The sequence below is a fragment of the Sphingobium sp. V4 genome (assembly GCF_029590555.1).
GTDB lineage: Bacteria > Pseudomonadota > Alphaproteobacteria > Sphingomonadales > Sphingomonadaceae > Sphingobium.
Genome location: NZ_CP081002.1, coordinates 863717 through 878155 on the forward strand (window position 1 = coordinate 863717; position 14439 = coordinate 878155).

Genomic DNA, 14439 nt, shown 5'->3' on the forward strand with positions numbered 1-14439 from the left:
GGCGCCGGCGCACAGCAAGAAATCAGGGATGGATGATGCTGAGCGTCGCATCGATCTTCTCCTTCATGTCGATCTGGATGTCGGATTGGGCGCGGGCCTCGATGTCGGAATAATATTCGCTGAGATCCATCCGGCTGAAATCGAGCGCCTGGAACTCTTCCGCCGAAAAGCCGCGGCAATAGGGATGTTCGGGCGTGCCCCAGCCAAGGCTGTTGAAGGCTATGAGTTGCGGCCGGCCCTGCTCCTGGATGATCCGGCCGAGCTTGGTGTTGAAGCAGCAATGGCCCCGCGCCTTCTGGATGCAGATGCCCAGGATCCTGGACGAGCAGTAGGTGCCGACCTCATGGCACATTCCCGAGCCGCGCAGCATGCCGGTTTCCATATCCTGTTGGTCGCAGCCCTGGAGCAGCACCTCGATCATATAGTTGATGGCAAGGCTGATCGCGATCGAGGTGGGGTCTATGCCGACGATGATCGCGTTGGCGCCTGCGGACGCCGCCTCGCTCGCGGTCGCGCCGGCCTTGAAGGCGGTATAGGCCGCTTTCATTCCGGTGAAGACGCCCTTGGCGATCGCGATCTTCGTCGTGATGGAGCTGAGCGAGCCGCCCATCCCGTCCTTCACGATTTTCCCCTTGTCCTTGCAGCAATTCTGGAATGCGACGCTCGCGCCCGGCGGCCGGCAGCGCAGTGCCCGTCCACCGAATATCTCGATCGTCCCCAAACAATTGCCGTCGGCATCGACCGGGCCGTCCCCCGGCGCGCCGGGATCGTCGACGACCTCCTCATTCTCGATCGGCGTGGCGGAGGTATCGATGCAGCTATGGGGCGAGCAGGCCGGCACGGCACGTGAGGCCGAGGTCTTGCAGGCATAGCTTGCGCCCAGCGGACAGGCATAGGAACCCAGCGCATCGGCCACGCAATCGACCGCACCGATGGGACAAAGCGTGCCGCCATCCGTGGTTGCAAGGCACTGCGCCATTTCGCCTTCATCGGCGGCATCGCCGTTGCCATTGAGGTCTGCGGCGCAGAGTTGCGCGGCGTGGGCCTGCGGCACCAATGAGAGCTGCACCAGCGCGCAGGTGAGCGCGAGTGCGGGGGCAAGCCGGCGCATCATCGCGCCACCGCCGTGCAGGCAAGGTCCGAGCCTGCGAGCCGGACCGTCTGCATCATGACCACCGCTTCCGGGAAATCGTCGAGGCAGCCGCAGGGTGAGACGATCTCCTCGCCTTCGCCCAGCGGGCAGACATTGTCGGCCGAGCAGACATGATAGAAGCTGTCCCAACCCACGGGCACATTCTGCTTTTCCGCCACGGCGCCAGAGGGCGCGACGCCGCTATTGGCGCTGGGCGCGCGGGTCTTGCAGATGGTTTCGCAGGCCGCGACCGCCGGACGGTCGGGGAGGGCGAAGGCGCGGGTCGACTGGACGAGGGAGCCTTCGCTGGCGCGAGTCTGGTCGGCAAGCAGCGTCTCTGTGGAATGATCGATGATGTAGGTTGCGCGGGCAAGATCGGGCTGCACAGTTCCCGACGTATCGACCACGCAGGCATAGCGCCGCGTCCGCAGGAAAAAGTCGCGGCTATATTGAAAGGTGCAGTTGCCCGTGCCGAACAGGCGGGTGAGGGGCAGGGGCTTGAGGCCCGTGACGACGCCGTTTCTGACTGTCTCCACGCCGTCGACAACGTCCTGAGTCAGGCGGCAAGTGGGGTCGCTTGCATAGCCCGTGCAGAGATCAACCAGTCGTTCGCTGACCTCGCAGCTGGTGTCGACCTGGATCTCGACGGTGATGGTGCCCCAATTGCCTCCACCGCCGCCGCGCACGCGCGCGCTGACGGAGGTCGCGCCAGACTTGAGCGTGTCGGTAAAGTCGATGGGCGTGCGGTTATACCAGGGATCATCGCTGATCCGGCAGTCACCCGATGGCAGGCCATCGCCCGTCCAGAGGCGCTTGCCGGCGGACCCCACGACCTGGCCGTTGATCCGCCCCTGGACCCAGTCGTCCGCGCCCATCTCGATGATCCGCGCCGAGACGATCCGGCTGGGCAGCAGCGGATTGAAGGTCACTGAATAGAGCGGCGGATTGCTGCCGCAGGTTCCCGTGCCTCCGATCTGGAAGCGGAGGCATCCGGTGCCGCAACTACTGGTCGAGGAGATCGAGCCGCTGGCCGAGACGATATCGGTGAATTCCCAGGCCTTGACCGAAATTTCGCGCTCGATCGTGCAGGAGCGCGTTTCCTCAGCCTTGCCATTCCCCGCCGGTGAGGCCGCGAGCGCTGTAAAGACAGAATTTGTCTGCGAGGCCGCATAGGCGTCGCCGCTGATCGCGGTCGGGTTGGCGCGGTAGCTGGTCGCGGACACCGTAGGCGAGGAACTGCAGGCTGTCGTCTGCGCGCCGACATAGCGGATGACCGGGCCGTCGATACTGGCCTGCGCCACTGCGATCCTGGGATCGGCGGTCGTGAGCGCGCCGATGACCCCGCCACCCAGATCCTTGAGGACCGAGGGCAAATTGCCTGAGACAAGGTTGGTGCCACAGCTTGCATTGACGCAGTAGCAGCCGGATAATTCTGGCAGGTCGACCGCACTCAGCTTCAAATCGCCTGTACTGCCGACATCCCATCTGAAGCTCCGGCACTGGTTCCAGCTTCCGGGCGAACAGGAAATGATCCCGTTGGCGCAGATGCCCGAAACCGGGACCGGCAGGGTGAGGCTGCTGTCGAAGCTGCCGTCGAGATCCTTGTCGCGGGAAATGGAAAGATGGGTGATGTCGCCGGTGCTGCCGGGCTGGACCAGGATTTCGAGCATGGTGGCGCTCTGCTGACACGCGATATTGGGCGTGAAGCTGCGGCTATTGTCGATCGTGCTGACGGGTTGGTTGGCGAGGCCCGGCGTCAGATAGTTCCGACTGATCGCGTCGCTGTCGCCAGATTTGGCGCGCGAGGCCGCCGCCGCTGATCGTGCGCGCCCATCCATGTCCTGCGCGAAGGCCGTTTGTGCACTCAGGGCTGCGAGTATCGCGAGCGAAGGCGAGAAGAGCTTTCTCATGTCTCGTCCTGGCAGATGCCGACTGTGACGACGGCTCGAAGGGGGAACAAGAGGCAAAGCCCCGCAATGCCGGGCGGCGCGGAAGGGTATCCGAGGGCCGCCTTTCCTGCGAACATGGTCAGCACGGCCGATGCGAACGAGGAGACAAGGAGAGGGAGGTATCCTCGTCCGCCGGGGGTATCTCCGGCCGTGCTGACCTTCTCCCCATGCGTTTTCAAAGCCGCACGGGAAGAATTGGGTGTTGGAGCGGCGCCGTATGGCGCCGGCGCCGCTCCGCCCGCGCAGCGGCCGGCCGGGCCGACATGGCCTTGGCGGGCAGACCGGGCTTGAAACCGGATCGCTGTGGGGCATGGCGGAAGGGATCGGCTCATGGGGCGGACACCCCCGCGCAGCAGATCACCTTTTCAAAGGACATGAACTGGGCATTGTCCTTGCCGGGCGCATGTTTGCCCGAGGACCAGAGCGCGCCGGGGCGTCCGATGTTGACGCATTTGCCGCCCTTGACCGGCTCCATGATCTGGAGCTTGTAGCGGCTCTTGGTCCAGATCGGCTGGGCCTTGAAGGAGCAGCCGTCGGCAGAACTGATGGTGAGCGCACCCAGGCGCCCCATCATGAAGGTGCCGCGCGCGGCGAGCCCGGCCCAGGCTTCGACGCTGTCGCCAAAATGAATATCGCCCGCGACCGGATAAGTGGCGCCCCAGCTTCCCATGCACCAGAAGAGCGGGTCGATGACCTTGCCCGCGGCGGCCGCGGCGCTGTCGGCCATGCAGGCGAGGCCGGCCGCGGGATTGCCGAAGAGAATGCCTTCGGGCTGGATGATCGCGCCCAATGTTCCGGACTGCCAGGTCGGCAGCACTTCGGTGATCGTGGTGACGTCGAACCCGTCATCCTCGATGCACGGGAGGTCGGTGAACATGTCGAGCATCTTCCAGACCGGGGCGATGTAATAATGCATCTGCGCGAACAGCTTCTGGCTGTTGGTGCCGTCGGCGATCGAGGATTGGCTGCCCTGAAGCCGACCGCCGGTCGGCAGAAGATCGGCGCCGAGCGCCATCATGCAACCCGGCTCGGTGACGACATCGATCATCCGGTTGGGCGACCAGAAGCTCACCTTCACGCCGAACCAGAAGGTCGCGCCCTTGCGGCAGGCGCATAAGGGTTTGGAAGCGGACTGGGCGTCGAGCGCCTTGTCGAGCTTGTCGAAACTCCCCACCCGCACGCCGCCGATGGTGATCGGAAAGATGCAGTTCCAGCGCACCTTGGTGATGGGATTGAAGATGGTGCCGGGCTCGCATTTGGAGGCGTGGGCAGGTGCCGACGCGCCGCCGGCGGCCAGCGCCAGGGCGAGCGGCGCCATGCGCGCGAGAAGCCTGCGCTTCATGGCCGCGCGCTCCCGCCCGCTGCGCGCAGCGGCGCATATTCGGTGAGCATGAGCTTCTTGCCCTGCTGCGCGACGATCACCGGCGCGACCGTGAGGCCGAGCCGTTCCTTCACCCGTTCCTCCAGGATGAAAAGGGGACGCCCGCTGCGTTCGGAGAGGTCGAGCGCATCGCCCGCGGTAAGCAGGATGAAATCGGTAAAGCGCGCCTGCTTCAGCGCCCAGCCAAGATCACGGGGATGGACGATAACGAGGCGCTGGGGCAACGACACATAGTCGAGCGGGTTGAAGGTGAAGCCCTTGGGGTAAAGCAACCGGCCATCGGGCAGGCGGATATCCTCCTCCACCGTATAGAAAGGAACGAGGCTGCGGACGCGGTCGACCCTGGCCTGCCTCAATGGCGCCGCCCGGAGCGCCGACCAGCTCGAGCGCGGGCCGAGGCGCGAGGCAAGACTGGGCGCCCTGGCAGCGCGCGCTTCGATCTCCGCCATGGCGTCCCGCTCAGCGATCGGCCAGGTTCGCCCGATCGTGGAGGTCGACGCCAGCGCGGGATGGCCGCAGGCAAGGCCCAGCATCAGCGCGCCAATCAGGGCGTGCCGCGCGCGATCGGGGCATGGCTCAGTGGTCATGACGCCGTCTCCACCAGGGTCGTTCGTCAGTTCTGTCGCCACGGATCGCGCAGATCAGCGCCGACGCGCCGAGCACCAAGCCGGCGAGCAGCAGCCCCTGGAGACGCAGCGGCAGCGCGCCTGGAGTTTCGAGCACCAGGATCGTGAGGACGAGCAGCATGAGCTGCGTGCCGACCAGCAGGCGGATCGGCCCAGTTGCCGGGGCGGCGCTGAGGATGCCCTTCATCGCCTGTTCCACCAGCGGCGTAGCCATTTAGCCGACTTGCCCGCAGCGCCGGTCATGCCGATAAGCAATATGCCGCTCGCAAAGCAGCCTGCGGCCACCATCACCGCTGCGCGCAGGATCAGGAACGGAGGCTTCTGAAGCGCGATGCCGGCGGCGCCGACGAGGAAGCTAAGCATCATCGTCTCGATCGTCACAAGCCGGAAGCGCCATTGGAAGGCCTGCGCCTCGGCCCTGGCCGCCGCGCGTGCCTCAATGAAGGCTTCCAGTTTCGGGTCGGGCTCGAATTCGAAGCGGGGCTGGTTCTGGTCGGGCGGCGTGCGCATCAGAGCTGCTCCCCAGTAAAGGTGGACCCAAGGATTTCGGTCGGATCGACGCCGGCGAGATCGCAGACTGCCTCGAGCGGCGACATGCCCCGGCGCAGTCGCGCCTCGAACGCCGCCACCTCCTGTGGTGCGCTGGTATTGATCCAGTAGGAGAAGGGGTCGACGACGAGCCGGGCGATGCCCAGACCCAGAGGCGAGTCGATGAAGACTTCCGAATAATGGGGCTTGTTGTTGCGGACCGATTTCAGGAGATCGAGGACGAAGCCTGAATAATCGAGGATCTTGTTCTCGACCGCCCGATCGTAGGTCGACCCCTGGAGCAGGAAGCGGGTGGCGGCATTTTCGAGGATTACCTGTCCGGTTCCTCCGAACAGCAGCAAGTCGTTCATCGACTGGAGCACGACCCCGAAACTCCCCTGATATTTGCGCGCGCGCCTGTAGCCCTGGCCGAACACCTCGGCGAGGCGAGAAAGATCCTGCCCGTCGGTGCGGGTCATGAACTGGGCGGCCTCATCGCACAGGACAAAGCGGGGCCGATCGCGTGCCGAAAGATAGAGTTCCTGGGTGACCGCATTCACCACCACCATCACGATCACATTGAAGAGATCGGGCATGGCTTTGAGGCGCTCAAGCTCGAGCACGACAAATTCATCGGCGGAAATGTCGAAGGTCGAGGGCCCGTTGAAATAATGGCCATAAGCGCCCGAACTGGCAAAATCGCGCAGGTTGAAGGCAAGTTCGCGTGCAGCGGGGATCAGATGCTCGACCTTGTCGAGATCGCTCATCGCATAAGCGGGATAGGCGCCGAGCCAGTCGCGGACCGCGTCGATCCCGGCTTCCGCGCGCCCGCTGTCGATCGTCCACTGGACTGCGGACTTGAGCAGGTTCCATTCGGACGTGCTGACGCCCTTGCGGGTCGCGGCATTGGCCATTTCCGCGACGATGGCGACCGCCATGGAGATGGCCGACTGGCGATCGTCGCCGTCGAGCGCGAAGCCCATGTCGAAGGGGTTGAGGACGAAATGCTCCTCGCCAATGTCGATGTAGCGGCCCGAGCAGAGCGTGCAGAGCTTGGCATAGCTGCCGCCGATATCGATGATGCGGATGAGCGCGCCTTGGGCATAATATTGCTGGCAGAGGTTATTGAGGAGGAAGCTCTTGCCCGCGCCGCTCTCGGCCGAAACGATGAAATTATAATTGTTGATGCGCGTGTCGAAGAGATCGAGCGTGATGAGCTGGCCCTTGCGCCCGGCATAGAGGAGGGCGGGGCGCCCCCCGCCGCGAAAGTCGGTCTGGACGGGCGCCAGAAGCGCTGCCGCTTTGGCGGGCATGGGAAGGTCGCGCTCCAGCATCCGCACCGTCCGCCGGTCGGGATAGAAGCCGAAGGGGAGCGCCATTGGTAGCAGGACCGGATTGAGATAGCTCTCCTCCTGCATCATCCAGGGCAGCGGCTCGCTTTCCCAGAGGCGCTTGGCGCGCGCGGCCATCTCACGCGCCTGCGCGCTATCGCGGCCGAATACCCAGATGACCGGGATCACCGAGACGAAGCGGCTATTGCCCGCCTCATCGAGCACCCAGCCTATCTCCTCGATCTGCTTTCCCACCTCGACCGCGAAACTGCCAGCGGCCTTTTGCGCGGAGAGGATCTGCGCGCGCTTGTGGATCTCGAAGCTTGAATGATCGAACAGGATGTTGAGTGTATAGAGGAAGGGCCCGCCAATCTGGTCGCTGTCCTCCGAGGCGCCGCGCATCCCGCCCAGAAGGCGATTGCAGCGTTCGGCTGTCACGCGCCGGGCCGGCGACTTGGGCGTCAGGCAGCGGGCGACCTGGTCGCCGAGGAACAGTTCCGGGCCATCGAAGACGAGATCCGGGCCGGCATCGATCAGCTGCTTTCGGACCGGGCGCGCGGGCACGTCGTCGCTGCCGCGTGCAAAAACGCCCGGTGCATTTTCGAATACGCCGTTGAAGATGCGGCGATAGAAGGTGACGAGTGCCTCGGGCGCGATGCGGGCGATGCCGAGCTTGGAGAGTTGTTCCTCAATCTGTCGCCGCAAGTCGGCGCCCAGGGGCTTCCTCGTCTTGATCGAGAGAAGGAGGCGGAAATTGCGCAGCGGAATGCCGTGCAGCGCGTCGAGCCCCTGCGTCCCGTCGCGCAGATAGTCGCGGGTCCGGCGCGCCGAAGCCTGTATCAACGGATCGGGCCGGGATTTCAGATCGAGGAAAGCGTCGAGCGCGCCGTCGATCAGCGGGTCGGCAAAGCAGTGGAGCTGGACCACGGTGCCCGGCGCGAAGTGGATGTTTAGGAGGCCGAGCAGCGCCTGATGGACATGGGCGAAGAGATAGGCACTGGGCACGAGTTCCCAGGCCTGGCCCCAGCCATCGTCGATGCAGAGGAAGGCTTCCTCCTCCGCGACCCAGGCGACCATCGGCAGAAAGTCGGAATAGGCATCGCGCGAAACGCTCTGGCGCAGCCGCTCGAACGTCATGCCGCCGCCATGACGGGTGCCGGGCGCCTTCATTGCCCCTGCTCTCGCGGCTGTTCCTGCGGTGGAGCGGGAAGGTCGCTCGTCTCCATCGGCGCGGGCTTGGCCTTCACCTGCTCGAGGACTGGCACACGGCTCGCCGGATTGACGGGGCTCACCAGATAGTCGCCGACCACCCATTGGGGCTTGTCGAGGATCGAATAGACGTAGCGCGGCATGTAGAGCCGGTCGGGCCGTTCACGGTCGGCATAAGGAAGGATGAGCGTGCGGATCGTGCGTCCGGGCCGCAGCATCGGCGTCACTGGCGCTTCGACCAACCCCTGAAGCTCGCGATAGACGCTGTCACGATAGCCAAGATAAGGCGTGGCGGCCTTGCCCCTGGCGCGTCCCGTCGATCCGGGCGAGGCGGCGACGGCGCTGCCTTTCAGCATCTTCCTGTCGTTCGTGACCCTGGGATCGGACCGGGAGGCGGCGCCGGCGACCGCATCCTCATAGGCGCGCTCGGGGTGGATGCACTGGCCATGGTCGCTATTCTTGCAGCTGAACTTTTCAGGATAGGGCGACATGACCGAGCCGATGGCGGTGCAGGCGGGAAGGCTGGCGAGCAGCATCAGTGGCACGCTGACGCGGTATACAGACGAGGCTGAAGGAAATGCGAGGAGCGGCATGGGCGTGTCTCCTTGGGTGCGGGGCGGGCGCATCAGAATTTGCTTCCCGCAGTCGGCTTGATTTCGAGGGCGACGCCCTCCTGGATCACCACGACCACATCCTTGGCGGCGCCCACCTCGACGATGGGACCGGCCTGGCGGGCGAGATCGAGATAGAAGTCGGTGAGCTTGTCGGAGGATTTGGAGAGGCCGCCGGCGATGCCGGACTTGGCCGCGTCGCCCGCATCAAGCGATCGAACGGTGCCAAGCGCGGAGACCGACGTGTCGCCGAACGTGTTTTCGACGGACTGACTCATGCCCGAGATCGTGCCGGCAATGAAACTGCGGGCGAGCGCGGCCCCGGCGCGCGTGACGACCCGGCCCGAGAGCCCCTTCTTCCCGTCGGTATCGACGAAGAAGCCCTTGATCGGTTGATCGACCACCGAGCGTTCGTCAAAGTCGACGCAGGAGAGGGAGACGAGCTGGACCTCGACCCGCTCCTTGGCGAGGCTGCCGGTCGCATTGCCGATGACGAAGCAACCCGACAGGTTCGCCTTGACATCATTGGGCAGCACGGCGGGCGCCTGGACGCGGGCGATCAGCGGTTCAGGGTTCGAGGTCGCGTCGCGGCTCGCGAGCGCGTCGATCCCGGTCAGCAGCCGCGCCTTCATGAAACCAGGCGGCAAATAGATCGTCCGGGTCTTTTTTTTAACGCCTGTTGCCCCTTTGTCGCCCGCGTCGGCGGTGAGTGCGGCGGTCGCGGTCCCGATCGAGCCGACCTGCCGCTCCACCGGCGGGGCGGGCGGCGCAGGCGGCACGGACGGCATGGGAGGCGGCGGGAGGCTGCCGTCAGCGCTCTCAAGTTCGCGCCCGCTGGGGCTGGGCGGGAAGGCCGGGATGTCGCCAGGCATGGCGCTGGGGAGATCGCCCTCTGCCGCGTCCGTGATGGTTCGCCCGCCAAGGGCGATCCTGCCTTCCTCGATCGCGGTCACCCGGTCGCCCAGCAGCGCCTGGCCGTCGAGGATTTTCTTGAGGTCGCCGCGCACCTTGGTCTCAAGGCTGTCCCCGCGAAGCCCCGCGCCCATGTCGAGGCGCGATGCCGCCGGTGCCGCTGGCGCCTCGTCCTTCGATCCGCTCGAGGCGGTGTAGAGGCCATAGCCGAATAGTGCGATGACGACGCCGACACCGGCCTGGCGGGCGCGCAATTGCTGATGGGCCGTCAGCAACGCCCAGCGGGCCTTGAGGTCGAGCAGTGCCGGACCGCGCACCTCCCTGGCGGCGCGATCATCCGGTTCGCCGCCGGCGCCGTCCCTACTCTTTGGCGGGCGGGAGTAGCCCTTTATGCCGGCGTGGGGCCGCTGGGTCGGCGCGTCGGGCCTGGTGCCCATCGGTTGCGTGCCCGTCGGTTGCGCACCCGTCCGCTTCTCGCCGCCCTTGTCGCCGGGGCCGCTCACAGCGTCTCTCCCCGACGCAGCAGAATGAGGCGCGCGGTCTCGCCGGCCTTCAGGGACAGGCGATCGAGGGTGACGCTGAAGATGCGCTTGCCCATCGCGGCGTCCAGGAACAGCCGCTCGTCAATGTCGGTATCAGCGCTCGCCTCGACCCAATATTCCGACGCCGACAGGCCGGTGCCCTCGATCGTGACGCGGCGGCGTTCGGTGAGCTTCAGCGCTGGCGCGGCGCTGAACGCAAGCGGCCCTGGCGAGACGGCGACCTCGGTAAAGCTTGCCGGCACCCGGTCCTGCAGCATCGAGAGGGTGATCGAGACGGCGCGCTCCTCCTCGACCAGCGGCCCTACTAGTTCGCCATTGGCACGGGCACGTTGGCTGGCGCCCGGCACGAGGGTCACAGTCTGGGCGGGAATGTCGGAGGGCTCGGCATAGAGCGGATAGATCGCGCTGTTACAGGTCACGAAAAATTCCGAGGGCGTGGTGACGAAGCTGCGCGTCACCTGGCCCGCATCGTCGTTTTCCTTGACGAGGAACTTGACCCAGGCATCAGCGCCCGCCTTCTCGACCGCGATCGCCTTTTCGGCGGAGAATTTGACGTCCTCGATCTCCCCGCCCTGGCAGACGAGATGATTGATGTCGCGGTTGGAGAGGCGGATACTGCTGGTCTGGTCGGGAAGCGCGGTGATGGTCTGGGCCAGTGCCGCTATGGGCAGCATGGTGGCGATCGCGCTCGCCGCGAAGGGCGCGCAGAGGCGCTTACCGAAGTTCGGCATCGAAATTCTCCTCGGAAAGAGACAGGAGCCAGAAGCGTCCGGCATCGATCGTGTAGCGGATGCGCAGATTGCCGCGGAACTTGCGGATGACGCCGCCGATGACGCGGACCTTTTCTACCGGCACCAGGATCTGGCGGTCCGTCCAGGTGACGGGCTGATCGGGCCGGATGTAGGTCGCGATCGAGAGCGTCGGATTAGTGGTGAGTTCGTCGAGGATCGCGTTCAGACTGTCGCGGATGCCATTATAGGCGGTGGGGTGGACGATGCTGAGCAATTCCTCGAACTGCCGGTCGGCCGACAATGCGGAATAGGTGCCCGAAAGCGCGACGATATTGCGCGTCATGGTGCGCAGATATGCGGGCGAGGGCTTGCCGCCGGTCACATAGAGATCGCCGCCCGCGCCGAAGGGAACCACGATTGTCCGCTGGTTCTGGCTCGTCGTGTAAAGGGCGATCCCCAAAACCGCGGTGATGCCGAATAGCCCCGCAATCGAGAATTTGAGGAGCCGATTTTCTTCGAACAGGTTGGATGACCCCTGGAGATAGCGATGGATGCCGAAGCTCGCGGGCTTCTCGGCCAAGGGATCGCTGGTCTCTCGGGCGGATGATCTGCCGAACATGGGATAGCTCACTCGCAAAAGCGGGTCTGGGTCGGGCCGGGGTAGCGGGGCAGCGTGAGCAGCCCCCAGCGCCAGGCGAGATGCGGGATGAAGCCGCGCGGCTTGGTCCGCTTCCAGGGAATGAAGAGGAGAAGGACGCCGAGGAGCGACCAGCCCACATATCCGCCGACGATGACGGCAACGAAAATGGTGGACACCACAAGGATGAACTCCTGCGCGTCGAACCAGAGAATCTGGACCGGCTTGTGCAGAAATTGCGGAAGTCTCTCGTCCACGTCCTTCTCCCTTGCTTCATCACGTACGACCAGACGTGATTGTTACGAAGAGCGACCATTCGCTCCCCGTGTCCGGCGCGGACCAGGACCTGAGATCCGCGCCAGTCTCTGTTTCAGGCGTATCTCAGACCATCATGCCGAAGGTCTGGAGGATGGAATCCGCCCGAATGAGGCAGACGGCGGCGACGATGGTCGGGATGCCGATCATGATGTTGGAAAAGAGGCGGCTGACCCCGAACAGGAAGGCGGCGACGCCGCCCACGAAGCCGAGCGGCCCCTTCACCCCCTGGTTCACCACGATGTCGTAAATATCGTAGCCAAGGTCGCCGGCGGCCGGCGCCTGGAAGGCGTGGGCGGCCGATGCCAGGGTCATCGCGATAAGCAGGGTTCCCAGGGCATCGGCCGAAGCAAAAGAGATGCGGCGCATCCGGTTCCGGGAGGGGGCAGGCAGTGAGGCAAGTTTGAGCATGAGCTCTTCTCCAGGCAATAAGGAGCCTCCCCATGAAAATGCCTGCCGGCACCGACACGGATGTTCGTTGACGGCCAGCGAAGGGATGGGTGGCTCCTTGGTAACGGGGCCCTCTCGCCGGCATCTGTTGCTCAGATTGTCGGCGCGCTGGCGCCCGTCGCCCTGAGCCCGCCAAATGTGGGGGAAATCAGCTGGGCGGCTTTTTGGGAGCCTGCTTCTCATCGAGCCAGGCCTCGATCTCGGCCTGCTGGAAGCCGGAAATGACGCGGCCATCGAGAATGAGCGTCGGTGTCCCTGAGATGCCCATGGCTTTGACAGCCTGCGCATTGGCGGTGACGCGCACGGCGCCCTCCTTGCAGGCAAGCAGCGGCTTTGGCGCCTCGCCGGCATAGGTGGCGCGCAAGGCACCAGCTTGGTCCTTTGAACAGAGGATATGTTCGGCCTTGGACGCGGCTTGGGGATGGATAGCGCTCACAAAGTAGATTTGCCGTCGCACCGGCTTTCCTTCGGCCGCCTTCGCTGCCCAGAAGCGGTCGAGGGCGCGGCAGTAGGGACAGTCGGGATCGGTGAACTCGATGACGGTCGGCGCGCCCGGCGGTCCGATGGTGAGCGCCTGGGTGGGATCGAGCTGGCCGAGCTTTTTCCGCGCGTTGGCATCCTGGGCGAGGGCGGTCAGGTTGACGCCGTTCCTGTCATAGATGGTGGCGAACAGGAGATGCTCGCTGTCGGGCGCATAATAGAGGATGCGCCCTCCCGCGCTCGCTTGAAACAAGGGGCCTTTGACGGGCGCAGGGCCGAAATCTTCGAACTGGAGATTGGCGAAGCTTTGGTGGAAGCTGGCTTCGGCGGCGCGCGCCGCAGCGCTGAGATCCGATTCCGTTGCCTGTGTCGGGGCGGCGGCAGCGACGCCTGACGCCAGCAAGACGACGCTCGCAAGTAGCGATGGAAGCAAGCAGGGCGCACGGGTCATCGCGCTATCTCCTTGATAGGCCGGGCCTGGCGAATGAGGAGGTCGGCATCCATTCTCACGGTGGCGCCGATCTGTTGCGACGGCATCGACCTCGCTGCGGGTTTTCGGGCGGCGCGGATGACAAATTCTCCTTCTGCCTGCGCGATGCTGAATGGACCGACGAGGGGGGGTGCGGGCGGTGGCGCACTGGGGCGGGCCAGGGCGCATGGGCTCGCGATCATGCCGGACAGCAGCAGTCCAGCCATGATCGCCGGTCGAGTGGCCGACATCATATTCGTCTCCAGATGCAGGGCGAAGCCGCGTGCCTCGCCTGTGGCGGCATGGACCGATGGAAGGCTTTGTCCGGAGCCGGATCTAGGCGCCTCCTCACCCCATGTCGGGATGAGCCGGTGGTGGGCCATCGTGCCGGATCGGTGCAACGGGTAGGGCACTGAAAAGCCGAAACCGGCATTGAAGTGCCGAATTCGGCATTTCAGTGCCGCTTTTGTCGATTTTTTTGCTCCGGCGTAGCTCCAGACCGGATTTTCCCCGTCAGAGCAGGGGGACATCATGCGAATCGTGGAAAGGCGGGCATGGCCGGACATCGTTCGAAGACGTACAGATTACAGTTGTCGGACGAGGGAACCGACCTGTTCCTCTCCTGTCACTCCCGCCTGGCAAGAATCGCCCGGAACTTCATTCCCTATGGCGCAACCCTCTCGGTCGCGCTGATCCTTGCCGACGCCATGAATGCCGAGGAACTCGTCGCAGAGCTCGCAATGCCCTCGTGCAAGCGCCTCGCCGGCAAAAAAGACCATTATGTCGGGGCTTCGGCGCATTTGAGGCCCTTCGCCGCCCATATCATCGAGCGCATCGCGCGCTCCGATCACATCAGTGTCCGCCCGACGATCGGCAGGCTTTACCTGGCCGCCATCGCGGTGATGGCGGCGAGCGAGGAACAGGCCCTGGCCAAGGCATATCGGCGGCTTCCCTCCCTGTTCCAGCAAGGCTAGCCGGGGTTGGCCAGGGGCATTTGCTCTAGCTGCTCCATCTATTGCCGTCGAAGGGAAGAGAGGGTGCAGTCCCCCGTCGGCGACATGGTGTCGGCAGGATCGAGCGAGAGCTCGGTCCTTTGGCCGCCGGTCTTGGGCGGCCCCACTGTCAAAATGGTAGCG

General features: G+C 64.9%; 16 protein-coding genes. 1 reads left to right on the forward strand and 15 read right to left on the reverse strand.

Annotated features, from left to right (window positions below):
• Positions 1-22: 22 nt before the first annotated feature.
• The 15 genes from traN to K3M67_RS19750 form a co-directional block, all read right to left on the reverse strand.
• Positions 23-1111: a conjugal transfer protein TraN gene (traN, locus tag K3M67_RS19680; RefSeq protein WP_285833737.1), complete on the reverse strand. Its 1089-nt coding sequence runs from the start codon at positions 1109-1111 to the stop codon at positions 23-25.
• Positions 1111-3042 carry a hypothetical protein gene (locus K3M67_RS19685; protein ID WP_285833101.1) on the reverse strand — a complete coding sequence of 644 codons (1932 nt, stop codon included), beginning with the start codon at positions 3040-3042 and terminating at the stop codon, positions 1111-1113. Before K3M67_RS19685 ends, traN begins: the two co-directional genes overlap by 1 nt.
• A gap of 367 nt (positions 3043-3409) precedes the next feature.
• Entirely contained in the window at positions 3410-4423 is a 1014-nt protein-coding gene (locus K3M67_RS19690) for a TraU family protein (RefSeq protein ID WP_285833102.1), read from the reverse strand.
• Entirely contained in the window at positions 4420-5049 is a 630-nt protein-coding gene (locus K3M67_RS19695; RefSeq protein ID WP_285833103.1) for a conjugal transfer protein TraW, read from the reverse strand. Before K3M67_RS19695 ends, K3M67_RS19690 begins: the two co-directional genes overlap by 4 nt.
• A complete protein-coding gene (locus K3M67_RS19700) occupies positions 5039-5275 on the reverse strand; it encodes a hypothetical protein (protein ID WP_285833104.1) in 237 nt (78 codons plus the stop codon). The genes K3M67_RS19695 and K3M67_RS19700 overlap by 11 nt, the downstream gene beginning before the upstream one ends.
• Positions 5272-5598, reverse strand: coding sequence for a hypothetical protein (locus K3M67_RS19705; protein WP_066855501.1), 327 nt, complete (start codon positions 5596-5598; stop codon positions 5272-5274). Before K3M67_RS19705 ends, K3M67_RS19700 begins: the two co-directional genes overlap by 4 nt.
• Positions 5598-8117, reverse strand: a complete 2520-nt coding sequence (locus tag K3M67_RS19710) for a TraC family protein (RefSeq protein WP_285833105.1) — start codon at positions 8115-8117, stop codon at positions 5598-5600. The genes K3M67_RS19705 and K3M67_RS19710 overlap by 1 nt, the downstream gene beginning before the upstream one ends.
• Positions 8114-8749, reverse strand: a complete 636-nt coding sequence (locus K3M67_RS19715; protein ID WP_285833106.1) for a TraV family lipoprotein — start codon at positions 8747-8749, stop codon at positions 8114-8116. The genes K3M67_RS19710 and K3M67_RS19715 overlap by 4 nt, the downstream gene beginning before the upstream one ends.
• 32 nt (positions 8750-8781) lie before the next feature.
• Positions 8782-10182 (reverse strand): TraB/VirB10 family protein, encoded by a 1401-nt coding sequence (locus K3M67_RS19720; RefSeq protein WP_285833107.1) that lies wholly within the window; start codon positions 10180-10182, stop codon positions 8782-8784.
• Entirely contained in the window at positions 10179-10952 is a 774-nt protein-coding gene (locus K3M67_RS19725) for a type-F conjugative transfer system secretin TraK (protein WP_285833108.1), read from the reverse strand. The genes K3M67_RS19720 and K3M67_RS19725 overlap by 4 nt, the downstream gene beginning before the upstream one ends.
• Positions 10936-11571: a TraE/TraK family type IV conjugative transfer system protein gene (locus K3M67_RS19730; protein WP_285833109.1), complete on the reverse strand. Its 636-nt coding sequence runs from the start codon at positions 11569-11571 to the stop codon at positions 10936-10938. The genes K3M67_RS19725 and K3M67_RS19730 overlap by 17 nt, the downstream gene beginning before the upstream one ends.
• 8 nt (positions 11572-11579) lie before the next feature.
• Positions 11580-11846 carry a type IV conjugative transfer system protein TraL gene (locus K3M67_RS19735; RefSeq protein ID WP_093087990.1) on the reverse strand — a complete coding sequence of 89 codons (267 nt, stop codon included), beginning with the start codon at positions 11844-11846 and terminating at the stop codon, positions 11580-11582.
• A gap of 124 nt (positions 11847-11970) precedes the next feature.
• Complete coding sequence (locus K3M67_RS19740) at positions 11971-12273, reverse strand: hypothetical protein (RefSeq protein WP_285833110.1); 303 nt, start codon at positions 12271-12273, stop codon at positions 11971-11973.
• Between the two features lie 229 nt (positions 12274-12502).
• On the reverse strand, positions 12503-13285 hold the full coding sequence (locus K3M67_RS19745) for a DsbC family protein (protein WP_285833111.1): 783 nt from the start codon (positions 13283-13285) through the stop codon (positions 12503-12505).
• Positions 13282-13869 (reverse strand): hypothetical protein, encoded by a 588-nt coding sequence (locus tag K3M67_RS19750; RefSeq protein WP_285833112.1) that lies wholly within the window; start codon positions 13867-13869, stop codon positions 13282-13284. The genes K3M67_RS19745 and K3M67_RS19750 overlap by 4 nt, the downstream gene beginning before the upstream one ends.
• Here K3M67_RS19750 and K3M67_RS19755 point away from each other — a divergent pair.
• Positions 13858-14277 carry a hypothetical protein gene (locus tag K3M67_RS19755; protein ID WP_285833113.1) on the forward strand — a complete coding sequence of 140 codons (420 nt, stop codon included), beginning with the start codon at positions 13858-13860 and terminating at the stop codon, positions 14275-14277. The genes K3M67_RS19750 and K3M67_RS19755 overlap by 12 nt on opposite strands.
• Positions 14278-14439 lie beyond the last annotated feature (162 nt).